Below are 20,354 nucleotides of genomic sequence, written 5' to 3'. Positions count from 1 at the left end.
TGGACCCGGTCCCCGCGTGGGCAGACGGCACGTTAGGCTGAGGTGTCATGCTCGAACTAGATCTCTCCGCCGAAATCCAGGCGCTCAGGCACACCTTCGGCGACATCAGCGAGGTCGTCGATGTCTCCCGTCTCCGCGACGACATCGCGCGTCTCAGCGAAGAGGCCGGTGCTCCCGACCTCTGGGACGACACCGACAACGCGCAGAAGGTGACCAGCGCGCTCAGCCACCGTCAGTCCGAGCTCGCCCGCATCACCGGCATCGCGCAGCGCCTCGACGACCTCGAGGTGCTCGTGGGTCTCGCCAACGAGATGGACGACGAGGATTCCGCGCAGGAGGCGCGCACCGAGCTCGCGGCACTCACCGACCTGATCAACCAGCTCGAGGTGCAGACGCTCCTCGACGGCGAGTACGACGACCGGGCAGCGATCATCACGATCCGCTCCGGCGCGGGGGGCGACGATGCCACCGACTTCGCCGAGATGCTGATGCGCATGTACCTGCGCTGGGCAGAGCGCCACAAGTACCCCGTCAAGGTGATGGACACCTCGTACGCGGAGGGTGCGGGCATCAAGTCCGCCACCTTCGAGATCGATGCGCCCTACGCCTTCGGAACCATCTCGGTCGAAGCCGGCACGCACCGCCTCGCGCGTATCAGTCCGTTCGGATCCGCCGACAAGCGCCAGACGTCGTTCGCCGCGGTCGAGGTCATCCCGCTCATGGAGGAGGCGACCGAGGTCGACATCCCCGAGAGCGACATCCGTGTCGACGTCTTCCGCTCGTCCGGCCCCGGCGGACAGTCGGTCAACACGACCGACTCCGCGGTGCGTCTCACCCACCTTCCGACCGGCATCGTCGTGTCGATGCAGAACGAGAAGTCGCAGATCCAGAACCGGGCAGCCGCCATGCGCGTGCTGCAGACGCGGCTCCTGCTGCTCCAGAAGGAGCAGGAAGCAGCGAAGAAGAAGGAACTCGCCGGCAACATCACCGCGAGCTGGGGAGACCAGATGCGCTCCTACTTCCTCTACGGACAGCAGCTGGTGAAAGACCTCCGCACCGGCCAGGAGTCCGGGAACCCGGCCGCCGTGTTCGACGGCGATCTCGATGACTTCATCTCGGCGGGAATCCGCTGGCGCAAGCGCAAGATCGAGGACTGAGACAAGAAGAAGGGCCCCGGAGTGATCCCGGGGCCCTTCTTCTTGTCTCGGCGACAGCGCAAGAGTCAGTACGCGGCATCTTTCAGCGTGCCGGTCACGTCCTCATAGCTGTAGAGGATGCAGTGCACGGTGCGGTCGTCGCCACGGACCCAGGACGACTCCGTTGGCTGATACGTGTAGTAGTCGAGCACCGAATCCATGTAGGACGTGCCCACGTAGGCCTCGAATTCCGACAGGCAGCCATCCCATGCCTGGTCTTGGAGGGCGCCGTCACCGGGGAACTCCTCGCCTTCGAGGTCGTAGATGAAGAAGACCTCGTCCGTGTGGGGGTCGGCGCAGGGCACCACGGGGAGTTCGTAGATGTTCCCCTCTTCGTCGGAGTAGTCGACGAACGGCAGGCAGTCGCCCACGCGGAGATCGGCGAAGCTCACCATCTCGGCACCCTCGATGGCGCCCGAACCGTCGTTCGTCGAGGGGCGCTCGGCCGGGGCTCCGCTCGGAGAGCCGGCTCCTCCCGCTGCGGACGCGACTCCCAGCAGGACGAGCGACACGGCGACCGCGAGGACGGCGCCGATCGCCGCCACCACCATCCCGGTGATGCCCGGCCACTTCCGACCCCGCAGGAAGAGCGAGACGAGCGACAGGATGAATCCGATGGCGAGCAGGCTCCAGCCCGCGATCGCGATCACGGGGACGCAGGCGCCGATCACGCCGACGACCACCGTCACCAGGCCGATGATGCCGAGCACCGGCGTCCCGGTCGCGGCAGGGGGAGCGGCCGGGACCGCCCACGGATCACCGACGACGCCGGAAGCGCCCGGATAGCCGGTCATGGTCGGGCCCGCGACGGGTGTCGGATCCGCAGGCGCCATCATGTACGGCGGAGCGAACGGAGCAGGTTCCGGCGTGGCGGGGACGGGATCACCGTCGGGAGCGGGAGCGGGAGCAGGCTCGGGAGCAGGCTCGGCGGGCCGCGGGGGAGCGGCCACGACGTGCTCGGTCCATTGCTGTCCGTCCCACCACCGCTGGTTCCCCGAACCGTCGTCGTACCACCCCGCAGGCGTAGTCATCTCGCGCTCCCGCTGTCGTGCCGTCTCAGGAGACGAAGCAGGCGGTGATGGCCTCGGTGTCCCCGAGGACCTCGGCCAGACCGTTGATCGCGTCGAGATCCGTCAGAGTGCCGTCACTCTCGGCGATCGCACGCAGCGTGGCGTTGTCGAGGTCGGAGACGACGAGCAGGTCGGCGAGGCACAGGACCTGTTCCTCGGTGTACCCCTCGGTGCCGTCCAGCATGAGGATCGCCGTCAGTCCTGCGGCCACCTCGGGCGTGGTCGGGCGGGTGCCGTCGTCGGCACCGTCCGTCTCGCCCGGGTCGGTCGCCTCGCTCGACGGGGAGGTGCTGGGAAGGTTGTCGAGCTCTTCGCTCGCCGTCTGCGCGACCGCGAAGACGAACACGAAGAACATCACGACGCCGATGATCGTGCCGACGACGGCGAGGATCAGGCCCGCGATGCCGGGCCACTTCTTGCCCTTCAGGAAAAGCGAGATCAGCGAGACGATGAAGCCGGCGCCGAGCAGGATGAACCCGAAGAACCCGATCACGGGGATGAAGGCGAGGATCGTTCCGACCGCCGCGAGGCCGAGGCCGACGAGTCCGAGGATCGAGATCTTCTTCGGAGCGTCCTGGCCGGGCTGAGCGTACGGCGAAGCGGCGGGGTAACCCGACGGCGACGTCGTGTATCCCGCAGGGTAGGTCGGGGCGGAACCCGGGTAACCGGCGGCCGGCTGAGCCGGGGAGCCGTATTCGGGGACCTCGGCGGCGGGGACCTCGGCGGCTGACGGAGTCTCAGCCGCAGCGGGGGCCTCGGACTCGACCGGGGCCGCGGCCTCGGGAGCGAAGTGCTCGGTCCACTGCTGGCCGTCCCACCAGCGCTGGCGTCCGGATCCGTCGTCGTACCAGCCTGCTGGTGTCGTGGTCATGATTCCCCCTTGATGAATGCGATCGCTCCCTGGTGCGGCGACCCCTTCATGTATAGCAGTGGGCGGTGACCGGAGTGAGGCCTCCGGATGGGGAATAGTCCCCATTTCGTCCGCACAGGGACACGGCGTGCGGGGTGTCGCTCGCGACCAGCCGGAGGGGCGCGCTTAGGCTCGAATCGCCATGATTCGGTTCGAGAACGTCACCAAGCGCTACAGAGGGACGAAGAAGCCCGCTCTCTCCGGTGTCGACTTCGAAGTGCAGCGCGGGGAATTCGTCTTTCTCGTCGGTGCCTCGGGGTCCGGGAAATCCTCCTGTCTGCGCCTCATCCTGCGTGAAGACGTGCCGACCTCGGGCCGCGTCGCGGTCCTCGGCCGGGATCTCCGCTCGCTCGCCAACCGCAAGGTGCCGTACTTCCGGCGCCACATCGGCTCGGTGTTCCAGGACTTCCGCCTCCTCCCTTCGAAGACCGTCTATCAGAACGTTGCTTTCACGCTGCAGGTCACCGGATCCTCGCGAGGATTCATCCAGCAGGCCGTACCGGAGGCACTCGCTCTCGTCGGACTCGACGGCAAGCAGAAGCGCATGCCGCACGAGCTCTCCGGTGGGGAGCAGCAGCGCGTCGCGATCGCCCGCGCTCTGGTGAACCGCCCCCAAGTGCTGCTGGCCGACGAGCCCACCGGCAATCTCGACCCCGCGACCTCCGTCGACATCATGCAGCTCCTCGCCCGCATCAACGCGGGAGGGACCACCGTGCTGATGGCCACGCACGAGGCCGGCTTCGTCGACCAGATGCAGCGTCGCGTGATCGAGTTGCGCGACGGGGAGATGGTGCGCGACGAGGTGCACGGCGGCTACGGCGACACCTCGAACATCCCGCGCCTCGTGCCGGAGGAGGTGCGCGGTGCCGCTGCGGCCGCCGCCCTCACCGCGGTGCAGGAGGTGCAGCGCCAGACGGCCGACCTCTCGGTGGTGCGCGCTGCCCTCGCTGAGGAGCTCGCCGCGCAGCGGACCGCGGCCGCGGACCGAGGCCCGGATGTCGAAGCCGAGCCGTCCCCGCGGACGGTCGAGCCTCCGCAGACCGTCGAACCTCCGGAGCAGGCCTTCACGCCGGAGGCGGACGAGGCCGCGCGGATCGTCGAACCGCCCGCCGTGGTGGAGCCACCCGCCGTCAACCGGCCCCGCACGCATCCGATCACCCTCCCGAACGTGGATGTCGCAGAGCTCGGAGTCGCTGACCGCCTCGGCCTCTCCGACGAAGACGACGAGGAAGTGGGCCCGACCTCATGAGAATCGGACTCATCCTCGCCGAGGCCCTGGGCGGCCTCCGGCGGAACATCTCGATGGTGATCTCCGTCGTCCTCGTGACCTTCGTGTCGCTGACCTTCGTCGGCGCAGCGATCCTGATGCAGGGGCAGATCGGTGTCATGCGCGGGTACTGGGCCGAGCGCGCCCAGGTCGCCGTGTACATGTGCTCGGAGGTCTCCGAGTCGGAGACCTGTATCGACGGTGCGGCCAGCGAGGAGCAGGTCGCCGCGGTCCGCGCCCAGCTCGAGGGCGAGGCCCTGGCGCCGCTGATCAGCTCCATCACCTTCGACACGAAGGAGGAGACCTACGCCAAGCTCGTCGACCAGCTCGGCGCGGAGCAGGCGAGCGTTCTCACGCCGGACCAGGCGTTCGAGGTGTTCTTCGTCACGATGAAGGATCCGGGCCAGTCACAGGTGCTCGCCGAAGCCTTCAGCGGCCAGGCGGGGGTCGAACAGGTGACGGATCAGCTGCAATACCTCGATCCGCTGTTCTCGGCACTGACCGTCGCCACCTACATCGCGGTCGGCATCGCCGTGTTGATGCTCATCGCTGCGACGCTGTTGATCGGCACGACCATCCGGCTGTCGGCGTACGCCCGACGGAAGGAGATCGGCATCATGCGTCTGGTCGGTGCGTCGAACCGATTCATCCAGACACCCTTCGTCCTGGAGGGCGTCTTCGCGGCGTTCCTCGGCTCGGCGCTCGCCAGCGCTGCGGTCGTCGCCGGTATGCACTTCGGCGTCGAGGGCTACCTGAGAGGTCGGGTCCCCTTCATCACGACCTGGGTGACGATGCAGGATGTGGTTCTCGTCGTGCCCGTGCTGATCGGCATCGGGGTGGTGCTGGCCGCTCTGTCCGCCGGGTTCGCGATCCGCCGCTGGCTCCGTACCTGATAGCCTGAAAGGCTGCTCGGCCGGAAAGATCGATCGAGCTCATCACGGCAACAGGAGAGCATCATGCCCAGGGAACGCGGAGAGAAGGTCGTCGCGACCAATCGTCGCGCACGTCACGACTACACGATCGAGAAGTCGTACGAGGCGGGGATGGTGCTCACCGGCACCGAGGTCAAGTCGCTGCGTCAGGGACGCGCCAACCTCAGCGATGGCTACGCGTTCGTCAAGGGGAACGAGGTCTTCCTCGACTCCGTGCACATCCCGGAGTACTCGCAGGGGCACTGGACCAATCACTCGGCCAAGCGCGTCCGCAAGCTGCTGCTGCATCGCGAGGAGATCGCGAAGATCGCGCATGCGGTTTCGGCGGGCGGCTACACGCTGATCCCGCTGAAGCTCTACTTCTCGGACGGCCGCGCGAAGGTCGAGATCGCCCTCGCGAAGGGCAAGCGCGAGTACGACAAGCGTCAGACCCTGCGAGAGCGTCAGGACACGCGCGAGGCCGAGCGCGCGATGCGCCTGCGCAACCGCGTGGGGGAGTAGCGCCCCGCCCTCAGCGGCGTGGTTCGAACCCGAACACCCGGCCGAGGAACGCGAGTTCGCGTTCGAGGGAGTCGACGATCGTCTCCGCACTGCGGAAACCGTGGCCCTCGCTCGGGTACAGCACGTACTCGTGATCGACGCCGCGCGCTGCCAGGGCATCGCGGATCGACTCCGACTGCGACGGCGGGACCACGCGGTCCTCGCCGCCCTGGAGGAGCAGCACCGGAACGTCGATGCGGTCGGCGTGGGTCAGCGGCGAACGCTCGATGTACACGTCTTCGTATTCGGGGAGGGGGCCGACGAGTCCGTCGAGGTACGTCGCTTCGAAGTCATGGGTCTCCGCGGCCAGCAGCCGCAGATCCGCCACGCCGTAGCGGCTGATCCCTGCGGCGAACGCCCCGCCACGGACCAGCGCCGACAGGACGGTCCAGCCTCCGGCCGACCCTCCGCGGATGGCGATGCGGGCGGGGTCGGCGAGTCCCGCGTCGGCGAGACCGCGGGCGGCGGAGATCACGTCATCGACGTCGACGACGCCCCATCGCCCGTCCAGGCGCTCGCGGTAGGCCCGGCCGTAGCCCGTGGATCCGCCGTAGTTCACGTCGAGCACGCCGATGCCCCGGCTCGTGTAGTAGGCGATCGCCGTCGAGGAGGCGCCGGAGACGTGCGCCGTCGGCCCCCCGTGCACGAGCACGATGTACGGCGGGAGCTCGTCGTCGGGTGCGCTCGCGTCCGGGTTCGCGGGAGGATACGCGAAGGCGTGCACCTCGCCATGCGCACCATCGACCTCGATCGGCACCGCGCGCGGCATCCACCGTGCGTCCACGGGCTCCCCGCCGCGCACCGTGACGGTCTCTCCGGAGTCGACGTCGACGACCCACAGGCCCGGTGTGACGTGTGAGCCGTTCCCGGAGAGCAGCACCCGGGTGCCCTCTGCGTCGTCCACGCTCACATGCCCGTCCCCGGGGACATCGATCGGACGTGCGGCGCCATCCGCATCGATCACGACCACCAGGTCACGGCCGTTCGTCCGCACGGCCACGATCCGCCCGTCGTTCAGCGGCTGGTACCAGCGGTTGCCGAGCACCCAGAGCCCGTAGCCCGTGTCGGCGTCCGCCGGTGCGAGCGGCTGCGGCTCGGCGCCCGGGACGTCGCCGTCGAGAGCGACGCGGTGCAGCCCCCATCGGCCGGCGGAGTCATCGGCGAACACCAGTTCCGCGTCGCCGAGCCACTCCGGTTGCAGAGCCGCTCGCGAGGGCACGGTGTGCACGTCGCCTGCGGGGAGAGCGACGAGCCGAACATGTGCCTCTTCCCACGGCATCCGGCCGGTGTCCCACTCGACCCAGGCGATCCGCTCGCCGTCGGGGGAGAGCGCCGGATGGGCGACGAAGCCCTCACTCTCCCGGATCACCCGGATCGCGCTCGCGTCGTCCGCCGCCGAACCGTCGACCGGGATCTCGATGATCGATCGGGTGTGCGGGGTCGTCGACAGGTCTTCACGCACGGCCAGCAGACGCCCGGCCTGCACCCGCAGGCCTCCGTGCGCCGCGCCCTGCGGGGTGAGGGGGACAGGCTCGGTGCCAGGGACGAGTCGACGCACCCGCTGATCGGCCGCATCGACGAAGTAGAGCGTGCCCTGGCGATCGGCTGTCCACGCGCCGCCCCCGTACTCGTGCACCCGCGAACGTGCGCTCCAGGGGGCGGGAAGGATCTCGTCCCCGGACGAACTCCGCACCGTCACGCGCCCCTTCTCGGACGGGACGGATTCCCCCCACCAGATCTCGGAGCCGACGAAGCGGGCGCCGTCGATGCGCGGGGACGAGACCGCCACGGATGCGGCGGAGAAGGGCGAGGGCCAGGAACCGTAGGGGGACGACATGCTTCGAGCCTATGGGCCGATGACACACGGCGTCACACACGAGCGGCGACCCGACAGGGTGATCTAGGTTTCTGGAAACGCACCGGTTCGCCCCGGAGCGTGGAGCGACAGCCGAGCCCGGCACCCGCCCGCGAACGACGTCCTCTGTGTCGTGCGCGGCCCCCGGCCCGACTTGTCCCCAGGAGAGAAGATGTCTTCCGAGACCGAGACCTCAGGCACTCCTCGCGTGCCGTTCTCCTTCGAGCTCTACCCACCGCGTTCGGCGTCGAGCGAGGAAGCGCTGCACGACACCGTCCGACGCCTCGCCGCCGCGGGGCCCGACTTCCTCTCGGTCACCTACGGGGCGGGCGGATCGACCGGTGGCCGCTCCCTCGACGTGCTCCGGTTCATCCGCACGCAGACCGATGTCGAGCCACTCGCGCACCTGACCTGCGTCGGCAACAGCTACGCGGGCGCCGCGACGCTGATCCGCGAGTTCCTCGATGCCGGCATCCTCAGCTTCCTCGCCCTGCGCGGAGACCCGCCCACCGGACAGACCGACGACGACCTCGGCGATCTGGAGAGTGCGGCCCAGCTCGTGCAGCTGATCGACCGCGTGCAGGCCGAACGGGCCCCCTACGAGGAGGCGCCCGTCCCCGGACTCCCCGGTGCCGCGAGGGTCGATCCCCGCCGCAAGGTGAACATCGCGGTCGCCGCATTCCCGAAGGGCCATCCGCGGGCCACGCACCGCACGCAGGATGTGGAGGCGCTGCTCGCCAAGCAGGCCGCCGGGGCGACCTTCGCGATCACGCAGCTCTTCTTCCACCCTGACGACTACCTGGCGTTCGTCGAACGGGCTCGCAGCGCCGGGGTCACGATCCCGATCCTGCCAGGCATCATGCCGATCACCTCACCGGCGCGGCTCACACGCGTGCTCGAGCTCACGGGTGAGGACCTGCCGAGCGAGCTCGCCATCGCGCTCGACGTCGAGCCGACCGCGGAGGGGCGTCGAGAGATCGGCATCGAGTGGGCCGCACGCCTCGCTCGCGAGGTCGTCGCCGGGGGAGCGCCGGGCGTGCACCTCTACGCCTTCAACCAACACGAGACCGTCCTCACCGTCCTCGCAGAAGCCGGAATCCTCCCGGCCCTGCGTCACTAGACCCCGCCGAAAGGAAAGATCATGACCGCATTCCCCGAGGGCACCATCCTCGGCTATCCCCGGATCGGCCGTCGCCGTGAGCTCAAGAAGGCCGTCGAGGCGTTCTGGGCGGGCCGCATCGACGAGGAGGAGCTCGAGCGGACCACCGGTGAGCTGCGCGCATCGACGCGTGAGCGCCTCGCAGAGTTGGGGCTTGGACGCAAGGACTCCGCGATCCCCGAGTCCTTCTCGTACTACGACCAGGTGCTCGATGCCGCCGTGACCGTCGGGGCCATCCCGACACGCTTCGAGGACCTCCGCGGTGCCGATGGCGCGGTGGGACTCCCCGCCTACTTCACGATCGCCCGCGGGGAGGGCGAGCGTGCGCCGCTCGAGATGACCAAGTGGTTCGACTCCAACTATCACTACCTGGTGCCGGAGATCGGCCCGGAGACGGTGTTCTCGCTTTCCAGCGACCGCCTCGTCCGGCAGGTCTCCGAGGCTGCCGAGGCGGGACTGGTCACGCGACCGGTCATCGTGGGCCCCGTCACCCTCCTCGCGCTGGCGAAAGCCTCGGATGACGCCCCGCAGGGCTTCGACCCGCTCTCGCGCCTCGATGACCTGCTCCCGGTCTACGTGGAGCTGCTCGCGCGACTTCGCGCCGCGGGAGCCGAGTGGGTGCAGCTCGACGAGCCGGCGCTCGTGAGCGAGTCGCTCCCTGCATCCGTCGCGCAGCTGTCGGATGCTGCCGCCCGAGCGCTGGACGTGCTCGGACGCGCGCCGGAACGCCCCGCCATCCTCGTCGCCGCCCCGTACGCCGACCTCGGTGAGGTCTTCCCGGTGCTCGCGGCCGCGCCGATCGAGGCGATCGCTGTGGACCTCGTGCGCGGCGGCGTGCCCGCCCCGGCTGCAGGGCTCGAGGGCAAGACCCTCGTCGGCGGGGTGGTCGACGGGCACAACATCTGGCGCGGCGACCTCTCGCACGCGTTCGACCGGCTCGAGGCCCTCCGTGCGCTCGGCGCGGCCGTGTCCGCGTCGACGTCGACGTCGCTGCTGCATGTGCCCCACGACGTGACCGACGAGTCCCGGCTCGACGAGCGTCTGGTCTCGTGGTTGGCGTTCGCCGACCAGAAGGTCGAGCAGGTCGGTGTGCTGGCCCGGGGGCTCAGCGTCGGCCGCGCGTCGATCGCCGCCGAGCTCGACGCGTCGTCCGCCGCGCTGGCGGATCGTCTCGCTGCACCGGGCGTTCGTGACGGTGCCGTCCGCGATCGTGCACTCAGCACGGCCGACTTCTCCCGCGTCGGGTACGAGGAGCGTGAGACCGCGCAGGAGGCGCTCGGCCTGCCCGTGCTGCCGTTGACGACGATCGGCTCTTTCCCGCAGACCGGTGACATCCGGCGTGCGCGCGCCCGGTTCACCCGTGGCGAGATCCCCGCCGAGGACTACGACGACTTCCTGCGTCGCGAAGTGGCCAGCGTCGTCTCTCTGCAGGAGGACCTCGGGCTCGATGTGCTGGTCCACGGGGAGCCCGAGCGCAACGACATGGTGCAGTACTTCGCCGAGAACCTCGATGGCTTCGCGGTGACCGAGCACGGCTGGGTCCAGTCGTACGGATCCCGGGCCACACGCCCGTCGATCCTCTGGGGCGACGTCTCGCGACCTGCGCCGATCACCGTGGGATGGTCCGCCTACGCGCAGTCGTTGACGAGCAAGCACCTGAAGGGCATGCTCACGGGTCCCGTGACGATCCTCGCCTGGTCGTTCGTGCGCGACGACCAGCCGCTCGGTGAGACCGCGAACCAGGTCGCCCTGGCGCTGCGCGATGAGATCGCGGACCTGGAGGCTGCCGGCATCGCGATCATCCAGGTCGACGAGCCCGCGCTGCGTGAACTCCTGCCGCTGAAGAAGGCGGATCAGCCCGCGTACCTCCGCTGGTCCGTCGACTCGTTCCGACTCGCGACCGGTGGTGCCGCTGCGGGTACCCAGGTGCACACACACCTCTGTTACTCCGAGTTCGGTGTCGTGATCGATGCGATCCGGGCGCTCGATGCCGACGTGACCTCGATCGAGGCGGCGCGCAGTCGCATGGAGGTCGTCGCCGACATCGCCGAGGTCGGGTTCGACCACGGCATCGGTCCGGGCGTCTACGACATCCATTCGCCGCGCGTGCCCACGGTCGAGGAGGTCGAGTCGCTGCTGCGTCGCGCGGTGGAGGAGATCCCGACACGTCAGCTCTGGGTGAACCCGGACTGCGGCCTGAAGACCCGCGGCTACGACGAGACGACCGCCTCGCTGCGCAACATCGTCGAGGCGACGCGCCGGGTGCGTGAGGACGTGAGCGTCCGGGCGTAGCCCACCCCGGGTCGACACCCTCGCAGCGGGTCGACACCCCCGCGCAGCGTCGACACCCCCGCGCAGCGTCGAGGCCCCCTCTCAGAAACGTATCTGGGAGGGGGCCTCGTCGGTCAGCGGGGGCCTCGACGGTCAGCGGAGCACGTCAGACCGCTCGGAGCACGGCCACGACCTTGCCGAGCACGACGGCCTCATCACCGAGGATCGGCTCGAAAGACGAGTTGCGGGGCAGGAGCCAGGTGTGCCCGTCGCGACGGCGCAGGACCTTGACGGTGGCCTCCCCGTCGAGCATCGCGGCCACGATCTCGCCGTTCTCCGCATTGTTCTGGGAGCGGACGACCACCCAGTCGCCATCGCAGATCGCGGCGTCGATCATCGACTCGCCGGAGACCTTGAGCATGAACAGGTCGCCCTTGCCGACCAGCTGGCGTGGCAGGGGGAAGATCTCCTCCACCTGCTGGTCCGCCGTGATCGGCACACCCGCGGCGATGCGCCCGACCAGGGGTACGAGCGCGGCATCGCCCACGGGGGTCGCGACATCGGCCGGGTTCTCGCCGCTCGCACCGGGCAGATCGATCAGGACCTCCATCGCGCGCGTCTTCCCGGGGTCGCGGCGCAGGTAGCCGCTGAGCTCGAGCTGTCCGAGCTGGTGCGTCACGCTCGAGAGCGACTTGAGGCCGACGGCGTCACCGATCTCCCGCATGCTCGGCGGGTACCCGTGGTGGGCGATCGAATTCTGGATGACCTCGAGGATCGCCATCTGCTTCGGGCTCAGGCTCTTGCGACGGCGGGTCCGCGGTGCCTCCGACTCGGGGGCTGAGTACTCGCTCATGGTGCTCCTTAAGTGCGTGATCCGACGTCGCTCTTCGAATGTCGGAGGCCCGTGGTGTGGTGTTCTCATCGAAACCGTATCCGAGAAACAGTCCGATCTGGAAGATCTGTTCGAGCGTGTCGGGCGAATCGCGTTTCCGGTTTCGAAGAACACTTGACAGATGTTCGAACTCGAAGATACCTTCGGAACGTAGCTTCGCATTCACGGCTCCCGGCCGAGGCGGGAATGCGAACGCTACGCCAACTTCCTCCGGGCCCATCGCCCCGAGACAGGCTAAGGAGCACGACATGAGCAGCATCAGCGTCAGCACCGCAACGATCCTCCCGGCACCCGCACGCCCCCACACGCGACTGCGGCTGACGGCACGGGGTCGCGGTGTGCTGCTGGCTCTCGCCTCCGTGCCGCTGGCCATCGGAATCGCTTTCGCGGCACTCAGCGGTGGCAGCGCCATCGCCTCCGGTGCCGATGCTCCCGCCGCGAGTGTCGAGACGCTGACGGTCCTGCCCGGGGACACCCTGTGGTCGATCGCCACCTCGATCGCGCCGAACGCCGACCCGCGCGTCGTCATCGGAGAGATCAGCCGGATGAACGTGCTCCGTGGTGGCGAGCTCCAGATCGGTCAGGAGCTCGCGATCCCGGCGCAGTACGTGGACTGAGCCCTCACCGGGATGTGCGTCATCCGCCCGACCAGCGGCCTAGCATGGGAAGGGTGACGCTCTCCCTCCACGATCTGCCACTCCGTGACGACCTTCGCGGGCTGAAGCCGTACGGTGCCCCGCAGGCCCCTCTCCCGGTTGCTCTCAATGTCAACGAGAACACTCATCCGATCCCGGAGGCGGTCGCGAGTGACATCCTCGACGACATCGCGGTGGCGATCCGCGATGTGAACCGGTATCCGGACCGGGAGTTCACGACGCTTCGCGAGGCGTTCGCGGATTACCTCGGTCATGGGCTCACCGCCGACCAGATCTGGGCGGGTAACGGATCCAACGAGGTGCTGCAGCACATCCTGCAGGCGTTCGGAGGGCCCGGGCGCACCGCCTTCGGGTTCGCGCCCACGTACTCGATGTATCCGCTCATCGCGCAGGGAACGGGGGCACGGTGGATTGCCGGCACCCGGGAGCCCGACTACTCGATCACGCCCGAGGATGCGGCCGCGCAGGTGCGCGCTGCTGACCCCGATGTGGTCATCCTCTGCTCGCCGAACAATCCGACCGGGACGCCTCTCGGTCTCGATGTCGTCGAAGCCGTCTACGACGCTGCGCGCGGCGTCGTCATCGTCGACGAGGCGTACCAGGAGTTCGCTCCGCACGACGCGCTCTCCGCGCTCACGCTCCTCGAAGGGCGGCCTCGGCTCGCGATCTCCCGCACCATGAGCAAGGCATTCGCGTTCGCGGGCGCGCGGGTGGGCTATCTCGCGGCCGATCCTGCTTTCGTCGATGCCCTCCGCCTGGTCCGACTGCCGTATCACCTCAGCGCGCTCACACAGGCCGCCGCCGTTGCTGCGCTGCGCAACGCCGATGTGATGCTCGGCATGGTCGAGGAGATCGTCGAGCAGCGCGACAGGATCACCGCGACCCTGGAGGCCCTCGGCTACACGCCGCACGAGACGTGGTCGAACTTCGTCCTGTTCGGAGGAGTCGCCGACCCTCGCGCGACCTGGCAGCAGTTGTACGACCGTGGTGTGCTGGTGCGTGACGTCGGCATCCCCGGGCACCTCCGAGTGAGCGCAGGAACCGAGTCCGAGACCACCGCATTCCTCGACGCCTTGGCCTCGATAGGATCGGCATCATGAGCAGCCCCGCACTGACCCCGCGCACCGCCAGCCGTGTGCGCAGCACGTCGGAGTCCACCGTCGAGCTCGAACTGAACCTCGACGGGACCGGTGCGAGCCGTATCGACACTTCGGTGCCGTTCCTCGACCACATGCTCACCGCCTTCGCGAAGCACTCGCTCACCGACCTGACGGTGCGGGCCTCGGGCGACACGGACATCGACGCGCACCACACCGTCGAAGACGTGTCGATCGTGCTCGGACAGGCGATCCTCGAAGCGCTCGGCGACAAGTCGGGCATCTCGCGGTACGGTGATGCGCTCGTGCCCCTCGATGAAGCCCTCGCGCAGGCGGTCGTCGACATCTCCGGGCGTCCGTACCTCGTGCACACCGGCGAGCCGGCCGGGTTCGAGCACCACCTGATCGGTGGACACTTCACCGGGTCTCTCGTGCGCCACTCATTCGAGGCCATCACCTTCAACGCCGCACTCACGGTGCACGTGCGCGTCCTCGGCGGGCGCGACCCGCACCACATCGCCGAGGCCGAGTACAAGGCCTTCGCACGCGCCTTCCGCCAGGCCAAGGCTCTGGACCCGCTGGTCGACGGCATCCCGTCGACCAAGGGTGCGCTGTGAGCAGCGCGCCCCGCGTCGCCGTCTTCGATTACGACTCCGGCAACGTCCACTCCGCGGTGAAGGCACTGGCCGAGGCCGGCGCGGATGCGGTGCTGACCCGCGACCGTCAGACGGCTCTCGAGGCTGACGGACTGCTCGTCCCCGGCGTCGGTGCGTTCCAGGCCGTCCGAGAGGCACTGCGCACCCACGGCGGCGACGAGATCATCGACCGGCGGTTGGCCGGTGGGCGACCGGTGCTGGGGATCTGCGTCGGCATGCAGGTGCTGTTCGATCACGGTGTCGAGCGCGGACACGACACCGCGGGGCTCGGCGAATGGCCGGGGGCGGTCACCGAACTGAACGCTCCCGTGCTCCCGCACATGGGGTGGAACACGGTCGAGCCCGGCGCGGACAGCGTCCTGTTCCGCGGACTCGAGAAGGAGCGGTTCTACTTCGTGCATTCCTACGCCGCACAGTCGTGGGAGCTAGATGTGATCCCGCCGTTCCCGCAGCCGGTCCTCACCTGGACGACGTACGGCGATCCGTTCCTCGCCGCCGTCGAGAACGGCCCACTCTCGGCCACGCAGTTCCACCCGGAGAAGTCGGGCGAAGCGGGCATCCAACTGCTGCGCAATTGGATCGGCAGCCTCTGACTCCTCCCGTGGACGTCATCCGTTTTGTCACCCGCCCCCGGGCGGACTACCCTCGGTTCTCGTGCCCGCTCCGGGCCGCAGAGCTTCCCGAACCAAGGAATCCATGAACGACTTCGCGCAGTCTCCCTCGCTCACGCTCCTTCCCGCAGTCGATGTCGCCGGTGGCAAGGCCGTCCGGCTGACCCAGGGGGAGGCCGGGACCGAGACCAGCTACGGCGACCCGTTGGACGCGGCGGGTGAGTGGGCGGCGCAGGGCGCCAAGTGGATCCACCTGGTCGACCTCGATGCGGCGTTCGGTCGGGGGAGTAACGCGCCGATCCTGCGCAAGGTCATCAAGCAGTTCAAGGGTGTGGACATCGAGCTGTCCGGCGGCATCCGTGACGATGCGACCCTGGAAGCGGCTCTCGAGAGCGGGGCCGCCAGGATCAACCTGGGCACCGCCGCGCTCGAGAACCCCGAGTGGGCCGCCGACGTGATCGGCCGCTACGGCGAGGCGATCGCGGTCGGCCTCGACGTGCGTGGCACGACGCTCGCCGCCCGCGGATGGACCAAGGAGGGCGGAGACCTCTGGGAGGTCCTCGGTCGTCTCGAAGACGCCGGCTGCAGCCGCTACGTGGTCACGGACGTGACGAAGGACGGCACGCTTCGCGGTCCGAACCTCGAACTGCTGCGCGAGGTCACCGCCCGCACGCCGAAGCCGGTCGTCGCATCCGGAGGCATCTCGAACCTCGATGACATCGCCGCGCTCCGTGCGCTCGTGCCGCTGGGCGTCGAGGGTGCGATCGTCGGCAAGGCGCTCTACGCCGGCGCCTTCACACTGGCTGAGGCCCTGGATGTCGCAGGAGACTGACGCGCACTCCTGCGGGCCCGAGTCGCACAACCACGGCGACTCCGCCGGTGTCCCCTGGGAGGGGCGCAGCTTCGAGTCGAACCCGCACGCGGCGGACGACGGCTCCGCGGACCCCGCCCTGCTGGCCGCTCTGCTCCGCTTCCGTGCGGGGGAGGGGAGTCAGGTCGAGGTCGTCGACGCGTTCCGTTCCGCGCGCGTGCTGATCCCGCTCATCGCCGAGAAGGGGGAGGAAGGCGTCGCGCCCAACGGCCTGGCGGTCGACAAGACGCAGGAGCTCTCGATCGTCACGGTCGCCGCTCCCGACGGGCGTCGCGTGCAGCCGGTCTTCTCGTCCGTCGAGACGATGCAGGCGTGGGATGCCACGGCGCGACCGATCCCGGTCGAGGCGCTCCGTGCCGCCTTGGCGGCTTCCGCCGAAGACACCGATCTGATCGTGCTCGATCCGACCTCCGAGACCGAGTTCGTCATCCGGCGCCCCGCCGTCTGGGCGATCGCTCAGGGGCACCCGTGGGTGCCGAGCTTCCTCTCGACTGAGGTGGTCTCCGCGCTGCAGGAGAGCGTCGCGCACGAGCTGGCGGTGATCGATGTGGCCGTCGCTGCCGGCGACCCCGACGCGCGCCTGCGTGGACCGGAGCTGGTCGTGATCCTGGAACTGGTCGATGGGCTCGAGCGCGAGGTGCTCGATGCTGTTCTCGCCCGCCTCGCCCAGCGCTGGGCGTCCGATGACCGCATCGCCGTGCTCGCCGACTCACTGACCGTGAAGCTCCGCCGCAGCGCCTGAGCGTCGCGTCTCGCTCGCGTTCCGGCTGTCAGTTGACCGGACCGGTCCACTTCTCGCCGGGTCCCTTGCCGATCGGGTCCGGGATGGAGGAGGCCTCGCGGAAGGCGAGCTGAAGCGAGCGGAGACCGTCGCGCAGCGAGCGTGCGTGCATGTCGCTGATCTCGGGGGCGCCGGCGGTGATGAGTCCGGCGAGGGCGTTGATGAGCTTGCGCGCCTCGTCGAGGTCGAGCTGGGCTGCCGCGTCCGGGTCGTCGGCGAGGCCGAGTTTGACGGCAGCCGCGCTCATGAGGTGCACGGCCGCGGTGGTGATCACCTCGACAGCGGGGACGTCGGCGATGTCTCGGGTGGCCGACGACGCGGCCTCCTCCTGACGTGCCCAGCGCTCTTCGCGCTCGCGTGCAGCCTCGTCCGATGCCTGGTTCGTCACTTCGCCTTGCTTTCTGTTAGACTTTGGCGGGCTCCGGAGCGTCATGCTCCGGATCGAAAGAGGATTCACTTCCCACCCGCGCTTGCCGTTCAAGGCTACCGGGTCTTGCACTCCACCGGCTCCGTTCGCAAAGACGGACCCGGTAGACAGGGTGCGGAGCCGGCGTCTGAATGCCGGTGGGCGGGGACGATTCCGATTTCGCCCGTGATGCAGAGAGCGTCACGGTGGCCGAATCACATCGTCTAAGGAGTTCCGCATCAGCGATCCCCGTACCAATGAGCGCATCCGCGTCCCCGAGGTCCGCCTCGTCGGCCCCGCGGGTGAGCAGATCGGCGTCGTCCGCATCGAGGCCGCGCTGCGCCTCGCACAGGAAGCCGATCTCGACCTCGTCGAGGTCGCCCCGAACTCGAAGCCGCCCGTCGTCAAGATCATGGACTACGGCAAGTTCAAGTACGAGGCCGCCCAGAAGGAAAAGGAAGCTCGCCGCAACCAGGCGAACACGATCCTCAAGGAAGTCCGCTTCCGTCTGAAGATCGAGGCTCACGACTACACGACCAAGCTCAAGCGCGCCGAGGGCTTCCTCAAGGCGGGCGACAAGGTCAAGGCCATGATCCTGTTCCGCGGTCGCGAGCAGTCGCGTCCCGAGCAGGGTGTGCGTCTGCTGCGCAAGTTCGCCGAAGACGTGGCCGAGTTCGGCACCGTCGAGTCGAACCCGACCATCGACGGTCGCAACATGGTCATGGTCGTCGCGCCGCTCAAGAGCAAGTCGGAGGCCAAGCAGGAGCAGAACGCCGTCCGCGATGCTCAGCGCGCCGACAAGAAGCAGGCTGCTCGCGACGCGAAGGCCGACGCCCCGGCCGCAGCTCCGGCGGAGTAGCTCCCGCCCCCAGAACTCCCGCACCGCGGGTTGACACCGTCGCCTGAGAAGGCGCCATACGAAGGAAGAGAAGATGCCGAAGCAGAAGACCCACTCGGGTGCTAAGAAGCGCTTCAAGATCACCGGTAGCGGAAAGCTGAAGAAGCAGCAGGCCGGGATGCGCCACAACCTCGAGCACAAGTCGAGCCGTCGCACCCGTCGTCTGAACCAGGACCAGGTGCTGTCGAAGGCTGACACCAAGGTCGCGAAGAAGCTTCTCGGCCGCTGACGCGTCCGAACGCACGAATAGGAACACAGGAAAATGGCAAGAGTCAAGCGGGCAGTAAACGCCCACAAGAAGCGCCGGGTCATCCTCGAGCGCGCCTCCGGTTACCGCGGTCAGCGTTCGCGCCTCTACCGGAAGGCCAAGGAGCAGGTCATCCACTCCCTGGTCTACTCGTACCGGGACCGTCGCAAGCGCAAGGGCGACTTCCGTCGCCTGTGGATCCAGCGCATCAACGCTGCGGCTCGCCAGAACGGCATGACCTACAACCGCTTCATCCAGGGCCTCGGCCTCGCGGGTGTCACGGTTGACCGTCGTATGCTCGCCGACCTCGCGATCAACGACGCGGCGACGTTCACGACGCTCGTCGAGACGGCGAAGAAGGCTCTGCCCTCCGACGTCAACGCGCCGAAGTCGGCTGCATAAGCACCTCTTCACACAGGGCGCTCTCCTTCGGGAGGGCGCCCTGTGGCGTTTCTCGGGGGAGGGCGGCCCTTGCGTGGATGGTGCGGGAACCGGCTGTGCGTTCCCTAGACTGTGATCGTGCTGGAGAACCCGCGTTCGCCCCGAGTCCGTGCCGTCGCCAAGCTGACCAAGCGCAGCGCGCGCACCGAGACCGGCCTGTTCCTCCTCGAGGGGCCGCAGTCCGTTCGTGAGGCGCTCACCTATCGTCCGGAGGCGATCGTCGAGCTGTTCGCGACACCGAGCGGCTGGGAGAAGCACCCGGACATCCGGGGAAAGGCTGCCGACGCCGACATCGACGTCGAGTACGTGACCGAGTACGTGCTCAACGCGATGGCCGACACAGTGACTCCGCAGGGGCTGGTCGCGGTCGTCCACCAGACGCCGACGTCGGTGCGTGACATCTTCGAGGCCTCTCCGCGACTCGTGGCGATCTGCGAAGAGGTCCGCGATCCCGGGAATCTGGGCACGATCATCCGCGCGGCCGACGCCGCGGGTGCCGATGCGGTCGTGCTGACGGGGCGAACCGTCGACCCGTACAACCCGAAGGTCGTCCGTGCCACGACCGGTTCGCTGTTCCACCTCCCCGTGTCGGTCGGGGGTGATCTCGCCGACGTGGTCCGCCGTGCGCACGCGGCAGGTCTCCGCATCCTCGCGGCAGACGTGAAGGGTGACGACCTGCTCGTAGCCCGAGCGGAGGGCACTCTCGCCGAGCCGACCGGCTGGCTCTTCGGCAACGAGGCCCGTGGTCTCGAAGACGATGCGCTCGCGCTCGCCGATCGGGTGCTGAAGCTGCCGATCTTCGGTCGCGCCGAGTCTCTCAACCTGGCGACCGCCGCCAGTGTGTGCCTCTACGAGAGCGCCTTCGCTCAGCGGGCGGACTCCGCCGGCTGAGCGAAGCACACGAAGGAAGCGGGAAGCCGAGTCGATGAGGATTCTGATCGTCGAAGACGACGACCGGGTCGCCGGCGCGCTCGAAGCGTTCCTCGCCCGCTCGGGCTACGCCACGGTTCGTGCCGCGGACGGCGCGGCAGCGCTGGAACTCCTCGGTGCGGACACCGAGGTCGTCCTCCTCGATCTGGGGCTTCCCGACGTCGACGGCATCGATCTGTGTCGCCGCATCCGCGGGCGGTCGGAGGTGCCGATCGTGATCGTGACGGCGCGCAATCAGGTCGCCGAGCGCATCAAGGGACTGCGTGCGGGCGCGGACGACTTCGTGGTGAAGCCGTATGACGTGCATGAGCTCCTCGCCCGGATCGAGGCCGTGACCCGACGATCGCGTCCGATACGCCCGGAGTCCGACGCGCGGGTCCTGCTGCACGGCGGTGAGCTGCAGATCGATCTCGTGGCACGTCAACTGTCGGTCGACGGGGTGCCGATCGACCTGACGCGCAAGGAGTTCGACATCATCGCCGTGCTGGCGCGGTATCCGGGCGTCGCCGTGCCGAAGGAGCGTCTGATCCGCGAGGTGTGGAACACGGACTGGCGGGGCTTCGGCCACTCGCTCGAAGTGCACGTCGGGGCGATCCGGAAGAAGAGCGGGGCCCGGGGTCTTATCGAGACGGTCCGCGGAGTCGGCTACCGGCTGGCGGGCTCCTGAG

22 protein-coding genes are annotated in these 20,354 nt (G+C 68.7%); 17 read left to right on the top strand and 5 right to left on the bottom strand.

Features of this window, described 5'->3' with window-relative positions; genetic code table 11:
- The first annotated feature begins 47 nt into the window (after positions 1-47).
- Positions 48-1,157, top strand: a complete 1,110-nt coding sequence (prfB, locus tag FGL91_RS17345; protein ID WP_047524313.1) for a peptide chain release factor 2 — start codon at positions 48-50, stop codon at positions 1,155-1,157.
- A 65-nt stretch (positions 1,158-1,222) separates the two neighbouring features.
- Here the strand turns inward: prfB and FGL91_RS17340 are convergent, their stop codons facing one another.
- Together FGL91_RS17340 and FGL91_RS17335 are read right to left on the bottom strand one after the other, a co-directional pair.
- Complete coding sequence (locus FGL91_RS17340; protein WP_153244474.1) at positions 1,223-2,227, bottom strand: DUF2510 domain-containing protein; 1,005 nt, start codon at positions 2,225-2,227, stop codon at positions 1,223-1,225.
- A gap of 25 nt (positions 2,228-2,252) precedes the next feature.
- Complete coding sequence (locus tag FGL91_RS17335; RefSeq protein WP_153244473.1) at positions 2,253-3,137, bottom strand: DUF2510 domain-containing protein; 885 nt, start codon at positions 3,135-3,137, stop codon at positions 2,253-2,255.
- Positions 3,138-3,318: 181 nt separating this feature from the next.
- On the opposite strand from FGL91_RS17335, the gene ftsE reads away from it, so the two are divergent.
- The 3 genes from ftsE (at position 3,319) to smpB (ending at position 5,876) form a co-directional block, all read left to right on the top strand.
- The gene (gene ftsE, locus FGL91_RS17330) at positions 3,319-4,425 is read left to right on the top strand and encodes a cell division ATP-binding protein FtsE (protein ID WP_153244472.1); all 1,107 of its coding nucleotides are present in this window, start codon (positions 3,319-3,321) and stop codon (positions 4,423-4,425) included.
- On the top strand, positions 4,422-5,336 hold the full coding sequence (gene ftsX / locus FGL91_RS17325; protein ID WP_153244471.1) for a permease-like cell division protein FtsX: 915 nt from the start codon (positions 4,422-4,424) through the stop codon (positions 5,334-5,336). Before ftsE ends, ftsX begins: the two co-directional genes overlap by 4 nt.
- Positions 5,337-5,399: 63 nt before the next feature.
- Positions 5,400-5,876 (top strand): SsrA-binding protein SmpB, encoded by a 477-nt coding sequence (smpB, locus tag FGL91_RS17320; RefSeq protein ID WP_047524317.1) that lies wholly within the window; start codon positions 5,400-5,402, stop codon positions 5,874-5,876.
- 10 nt (positions 5,877-5,886) lie between these two features.
- Here smpB and FGL91_RS17315 read toward each other — a convergent pair whose 3' ends face one another.
- On the bottom strand, positions 5,887-7,752 hold the full coding sequence (locus FGL91_RS17315; protein WP_153244470.1) for a S9 family peptidase: 1,866 nt from the start codon (positions 7,750-7,752) through the stop codon (positions 5,887-5,889).
- A gap of 190 nt (positions 7,753-7,942) precedes the next feature.
- Between FGL91_RS17315 and FGL91_RS17310 the strand changes: the two genes are divergently transcribed.
- Positions 7,943-8,890 (top strand): methylenetetrahydrofolate reductase, encoded by a 948-nt coding sequence (locus FGL91_RS17310; RefSeq protein WP_153244469.1) that lies wholly within the window; start codon positions 7,943-7,945, stop codon positions 8,888-8,890.
- A gap of 21 nt (positions 8,891-8,911) precedes the next feature.
- Positions 8,912-11,221, top strand: a complete 2,310-nt coding sequence (gene metE / locus FGL91_RS17305; protein WP_153244468.1) for a 5-methyltetrahydropteroyltriglutamate--homocysteine S-methyltransferase — start codon at positions 8,912-8,914, stop codon at positions 11,219-11,221.
- Positions 11,222-11,366: 145 nt separating this feature from the next.
- On the opposite strand, the gene lexA is transcribed toward metE, so the two are convergent.
- Positions 11,367-12,053, bottom strand: coding sequence for a transcriptional repressor LexA (gene lexA / locus FGL91_RS17300; protein WP_047524321.1), 687 nt, complete (start codon positions 12,051-12,053; stop codon positions 11,367-11,369).
- A gap of 287 nt (positions 12,054-12,340) precedes the next feature.
- On the opposite strand from lexA, the gene FGL91_RS17295 reads away from it, so the two are divergent.
- From FGL91_RS17295 to FGL91_RS17270, 6 genes are all read left to right on the top strand, one after another.
- Positions 12,341-12,709: a LysM peptidoglycan-binding domain-containing protein gene (locus FGL91_RS17295; protein ID WP_153244467.1), complete on the top strand. Its 369-nt coding sequence runs from the start codon at positions 12,341-12,343 to the stop codon at positions 12,707-12,709.
- A 44-nt stretch (positions 12,710-12,753) separates the two neighbouring features.
- A complete protein-coding gene (locus tag FGL91_RS17290; protein WP_194239267.1) occupies positions 12,754-13,848 on the top strand; it encodes a histidinol-phosphate transaminase in 1,095 nt (364 codons plus the stop codon).
- Complete coding sequence (hisB, locus tag FGL91_RS17285; protein ID WP_153244465.1) at positions 13,845-14,462, top strand: imidazoleglycerol-phosphate dehydratase HisB; 618 nt, start codon at positions 13,845-13,847, stop codon at positions 14,460-14,462. The genes FGL91_RS17290 and hisB overlap by 4 nt, the downstream gene beginning before the upstream one ends.
- Positions 14,459-15,094 carry an imidazole glycerol phosphate synthase subunit HisH gene (hisH, locus tag FGL91_RS17280; RefSeq protein ID WP_153244464.1) on the top strand — a complete coding sequence of 212 codons (636 nt, stop codon included), beginning with the start codon at positions 14,459-14,461 and terminating at the stop codon, positions 15,092-15,094. Before hisB ends, hisH begins: the two co-directional genes overlap by 4 nt.
- A gap of 103 nt (positions 15,095-15,197) precedes the next feature.
- Complete coding sequence (priA, locus tag FGL91_RS17275; protein ID WP_047524326.1) at positions 15,198-15,944, top strand: bifunctional 1-(5-phosphoribosyl)-5-((5-phosphoribosylamino)methylideneamino)imidazole-4-carboxamide isomerase/phosphoribosylanthranilate isomerase PriA; 747 nt, start codon at positions 15,198-15,200, stop codon at positions 15,942-15,944.
- A complete protein-coding gene (locus tag FGL91_RS17270) occupies positions 15,928-16,725 on the top strand; it encodes an SseB family protein (RefSeq protein ID WP_153244463.1) in 798 nt (265 codons plus the stop codon). Before priA ends, FGL91_RS17270 begins: the two co-directional genes overlap by 17 nt.
- Positions 16,726-16,753: 28 nt before the next feature.
- Here FGL91_RS17270 and FGL91_RS17265 read toward each other — a convergent pair whose 3' ends face one another.
- Positions 16,754-17,152 carry a DUF1844 domain-containing protein gene (locus FGL91_RS17265; protein WP_047524328.1) on the bottom strand — a complete coding sequence of 133 codons (399 nt, stop codon included), beginning with the start codon at positions 17,150-17,152 and terminating at the stop codon, positions 16,754-16,756.
- Positions 17,153-17,384: 232 nt separating this feature from the next.
- On the opposite strand from FGL91_RS17265, the gene infC reads away from it, so the two are divergent.
- The 5 genes from infC (at position 17,385) to FGL91_RS17240 (ending at position 20,353) form a co-directional block, all read left to right on the top strand.
- Positions 17,385-18,029, top strand: coding sequence for a translation initiation factor IF-3 (gene infC, locus FGL91_RS17260; RefSeq protein ID WP_081997100.1), 645 nt, complete (start codon positions 17,385-17,387; stop codon positions 18,027-18,029).
- A gap of 73 nt (positions 18,030-18,102) precedes the next feature.
- Entirely contained in the window at positions 18,103-18,297 is a 195-nt protein-coding gene (gene rpmI, locus FGL91_RS17255) for a 50S ribosomal protein L35 (RefSeq protein WP_017828564.1), read from the top strand.
- A 33-nt stretch (positions 18,298-18,330) separates the two neighbouring features.
- A complete protein-coding gene (gene rplT / locus FGL91_RS17250) occupies positions 18,331-18,717 on the top strand; it encodes a 50S ribosomal protein L20 (protein ID WP_047524330.1) in 387 nt (128 codons plus the stop codon).
- 117 nt (positions 18,718-18,834) lie between these two features.
- Complete coding sequence (locus FGL91_RS17245; RefSeq protein WP_153244462.1) at positions 18,835-19,647, top strand: TrmH family RNA methyltransferase; 813 nt, start codon at positions 18,835-18,837, stop codon at positions 19,645-19,647.
- A 34-nt stretch (positions 19,648-19,681) separates the two neighbouring features.
- Positions 19,682-20,353, top strand: coding sequence for a response regulator transcription factor (locus tag FGL91_RS17240; RefSeq protein WP_047524331.1), 672 nt, complete (start codon positions 19,682-19,684; stop codon positions 20,351-20,353).
- The last annotated feature ends 1 nt before the right edge of the window (position 20,354 follow it).

Source organism: Microbacterium sp. CBA3102, assembly GCF_007954505.1.
Lineage (GTDB): Bacteria > Actinomycetota > Actinomycetes > Actinomycetales > Microbacteriaceae > Microbacterium > Microbacterium aurugineum.
This window is presented reverse-complemented; position numbering and strand designations above follow the sequence as displayed.

What these genes read in the sequence shown, in the direction of transcription:
- FGL91_RS17310 (WP_153244469.1), top strand. Translation starts at nt 7,943, where the DNA reads ATGTCTTCCGAGACCGAGACCTCAGGCACTCCTCGCGTGCCGTTCTCC.
- lexA (WP_047524321.1), bottom strand. Translation starts at nt 12,053, where the DNA reads ATGAGCGAGTACTCAGCCCCCGAGTCGGAGGCACCGCGGACCCGCCGT.
- ftsX (WP_153244471.1), top strand. Translation starts at nt 4,422, where the DNA reads ATGAGAATCGGACTCATCCTCGCCGAGGCCCTGGGCGGCCTCCGGCGG.
- FGL91_RS17315 (WP_153244470.1), bottom strand. Translation starts at nt 7,752, where the DNA reads ATGTCGTCCCCCTACGGTTCCTGGCCCTCGCCCTTCTCCGCCGCATCC.
- hisB (WP_153244465.1), top strand. Translation starts at nt 13,845, where the DNA reads ATGAGCAGCCCCGCACTGACCCCGCGCACCGCCAGCCGTGTGCGCAGC.
- smpB (WP_047524317.1), top strand. Translation starts at nt 5,400, where the DNA reads ATGCCCAGGGAACGCGGAGAGAAGGTCGTCGCGACCAATCGTCGCGCA.
- rplT (WP_047524330.1), top strand. Translation starts at nt 18,331, where the DNA reads ATGGCAAGAGTCAAGCGGGCAGTAAACGCCCACAAGAAGCGCCGGGTC.
- metE (WP_153244468.1), top strand. Translation starts at nt 8,912, where the DNA reads ATGACCGCATTCCCCGAGGGCACCATCCTCGGCTATCCCCGGATCGGC.
- FGL91_RS17335 (WP_153244473.1), bottom strand. Translation starts at nt 3,137, where the DNA reads ATGACCACGACACCAGCAGGCTGGTACGACGACGGATCCGGACGCCAG.
- rpmI (WP_017828564.1), top strand. Translation starts at nt 18,103, where the DNA reads ATGCCGAAGCAGAAGACCCACTCGGGTGCTAAGAAGCGCTTCAAGATC.
- FGL91_RS17295 (WP_153244467.1), top strand. Translation starts at nt 12,341, where the DNA reads ATGAGCAGCATCAGCGTCAGCACCGCAACGATCCTCCCGGCACCCGCA.
- prfB (WP_047524313.1), top strand. Translation starts at nt 48, where the DNA reads ATGCTCGAACTAGATCTCTCCGCCGAAATCCAGGCGCTCAGGCACACC.
- FGL91_RS17240 (WP_047524331.1), top strand. Translation starts at nt 19,682, where the DNA reads ATGAGGATTCTGATCGTCGAAGACGACGACCGGGTCGCCGGCGCGCTC.
- ftsE (WP_153244472.1), top strand. Translation starts at nt 3,319, where the DNA reads ATGATTCGGTTCGAGAACGTCACCAAGCGCTACAGAGGGACGAAGAAG.
- FGL91_RS17340 (WP_153244474.1), bottom strand. Translation starts at nt 2,227, where the DNA reads ATGACTACGCCTGCGGGGTGGTACGACGACGGTTCGGGGAACCAGCGG.
- FGL91_RS17290 (WP_194239267.1), top strand. Translation starts at nt 12,754, where the DNA reads ATGGGAAGGGTGACGCTCTCCCTCCACGATCTGCCACTCCGTGACGAC.
- priA (WP_047524326.1), top strand. Translation starts at nt 15,198, where the DNA reads ATGAACGACTTCGCGCAGTCTCCCTCGCTCACGCTCCTTCCCGCAGTC.
- FGL91_RS17270 (WP_153244463.1), top strand. Translation starts at nt 15,928, where the DNA reads ATGTCGCAGGAGACTGACGCGCACTCCTGCGGGCCCGAGTCGCACAAC.